Origin of the sequence: Hominisplanchenecus faecis (assembly GCF_020687205.1) — a bacterium.
Classification (GTDB): Bacteria; Bacillota; Clostridia; order Lachnospirales; family Lachnospiraceae; genus Hominisplanchenecus; species Hominisplanchenecus faecis.
In genome coordinates, this window is the sequence record NZ_JAJEQE010000094.1 from 1 (window position 1) to 2249 (window position 2249).

Below are 2249 nucleotides of genomic sequence, written 5' to 3' on the forward strand. Positions count from 1 at the left end.
AATCCCACGATATGCGAATACTGGGGAGGATTGTGGGAGTGCAACGCACGGAACAATCCGTAGGCATCATAGTTGGGGACTTTTTACACCCACATCATTGTATCAGATATTTCTTCAAATATTCATAAATTTCTATCTCCGTCGGCGGACATCCCTTTACAAAATGCTCAAACCTGCAAGTACAGTTTCCGACCCCCAGTTTCCCGCTTTTACCGCGGTATCCCTGCCCAACAGCAATTTTACAGTCCAGTTTCTCAAACAAACCTTCCTGTTTCAGCATATCCAGTGCCGGGATCAGATAGCCATAACAGGCACTGCAGGACTCCACTTCCTCGACAGCATCCTGCAGTTCAACAATCTTTCGCTCCCTTGGAATATCCACATCCTCCCAGCCCTTCCATACTGTTTTGTGGATATCTTTCACTTCTTTTGCTTTTCTGTTGATATCTTTTCCGCTTGCCGTTTCTTCTGATCCTTGTTCTTCTTCTTTTGTTCCCTTTTCGAATCTGATCTGTATCAGATTCGCATGTTCCAGATCAGTAGAACCCACACCAAGCTCCTCCGCCATAACCAGATATGGAACCTCTTCTCTCCTATAATAAAGCATCTGACATACAAACGTATCACATAAAACCGGATCTTTTGCTGTCAGAATCCGGTTCATAACAACCGGATTTCCTCCATCTTCAAAATCCAGATCACCACAGATATTATCCACCACAATAAAATCCTGATGAATACCCACATTCAGATGTGCGATCGGTTTATGCAGACCCAGCTTATGAAAGTGCCTCTTCTCCTTATTTGGAATTAGACCTTTCATATTTTTCAATGCACAGGTGATCTTTGTCTGGCAATGTCCTTTCAGAACTGGAACATTGATCAGAAAATCCAGCTTTCTCACACTGCTGCAGATTTGAAGTTTCATTCCGGCACAATCCACTTCACTGCTTTCATCGAGCTGCATATCCCAAAATGGTACGTTATATTTTTCAACCAGCCTGTCATATCCACAAACTTCCATGGATTCCGAAGTTTTATCCCCAACCCAGGAGCTCTCCAGCATCACGATATGTTGACAACTTCTTTCCTGTAAATATTCAATAATCCCCGCAACAATCTCCGTATGTGTTGTTGCACCATAAGAAGCCTCCGTCGGCGATACTAGGTTCGGTTTTATTCCGATCAGCATCTGATCTGCATTTTTTTGCTTCTGATCTGCCTTTTTTTTAATTTCTGCCCACAGATCTGACTGTGCAAGGATCTCCTTTGTCATCTCTTTATATTCCGTTCCGGAAATCATATATAAATCATTTTTCTTCAAATTTCCATCCTCCTTTTTCAATATCCGTAAAGCGGACATTCACAATCCGCTTCGCTACTTGCTCATGAACGCAGTCGTATATCCGTTTTAAGCAACAAAAAAGCACTACTCACTATGAGTAATGCTTTTCTCGAATCATGAGGCATCGGGGATTCGAACCCCGGACAACTTGATTAAAAGTCAAGTGCTCTACCGACTGAGCTAATACCCCATTCTGTCTTTTCAGACAAAATGCCTGGTTCCGGAATCGAACCAGAGACACGAGGATTTTCAGTCCTCTGCTCTACCAACTGAGCTAACCAGGCAAAATTGCGGGGGCAGGATTTGAACCTACGACCTTCGGGTTATGAGCCCGACGAGCTTCCAGACTGCTCCACCCCGCGTTATGAAATTAATGGATGGAGGTGGATTCGAACCACCGAAGCAATTTGCAGCAGATTTACAGTCTGTCCCCTTTGGCCACTCGGGAATCCATCCATATGTTAAAAATATTAAATTATTGTACCTTTTAGGCTAAGATACAAAGCCGATGATCGGACTCGAACCGATAACCTGCTGATTACAAATCAGCTGCTCTGCCAATTGAGCCACATCGGCAAGCCTTAAAAAAATATGGCTAATGGGACCTACAGGGCTCGAACCTGTGACCCTCTGCTTGTAAGGCAGATGCTCTCCCAGCTGAGCTAAGATCCCATAAACGACCCAGATCGGACTCGAACCGACGACCTTCGCCGTGACAGGGCGACGCTCTAACCAACTGAGCCACTGGGCCTTTTCTAAAGGTTATATACCTTCAAAACCGCATACAGACCATAAATCCTACATCTTTTTCTTCTATCCTGAACCTCACACTCTCGTGCTTGGTTAAGCCTTCGACCTATTAGTAGCAGTCAGCTCCATACATTACTGCACTTCCACCTCTGCC

Annotated in this window: 1 protein-coding gene and 7 tRNA genes; all 8 read right to left on the minus strand. The window is 44.4% G+C overall.

Annotation, left to right across the window (positions count from 1 at the left end):
- Positions 1-94: 94 nt before the first annotated feature.
- Positions 95-1324 (minus strand): DUF362 domain-containing protein, encoded by a 1230-nt coding sequence (locus LKD42_RS14945; protein ID WP_248836158.1) that lies wholly within the window; start codon positions 1322-1324, stop codon positions 95-97.
- Between the two features lie 138 nt (positions 1325-1462).
- Positions 1463-1535: transfer RNA gene (locus LKD42_RS14950), tRNA-Lys, on the minus strand.
- Between the two features lie 21 nt (positions 1536-1556).
- Positions 1557-1629: transfer RNA gene (locus LKD42_RS14955), tRNA-Phe, on the minus strand.
- A 4-nt stretch (positions 1630-1633) separates the two neighbouring features.
- Positions 1634-1707: transfer RNA gene (locus LKD42_RS14960), tRNA-Met, on the minus strand.
- Between the two features lie 12 nt (positions 1708-1719).
- Positions 1720-1801: transfer RNA gene (locus tag LKD42_RS14965), tRNA-Tyr, on the minus strand.
- Positions 1802-1848: 47 nt separating this feature from the next.
- A tRNA-Thr gene (locus LKD42_RS14970) sits at positions 1849-1921 on the minus strand.
- A 23-nt stretch (positions 1922-1944) separates the two neighbouring features.
- Positions 1945-2017 (minus strand) — tRNA-Val (locus tag LKD42_RS14975).
- A 5-nt stretch (positions 2018-2022) separates the two neighbouring features.
- Positions 2023-2096 (minus strand) — tRNA-Asp (locus LKD42_RS14980).
- Positions 2097-2249: the final 153 nt, after the last annotated feature.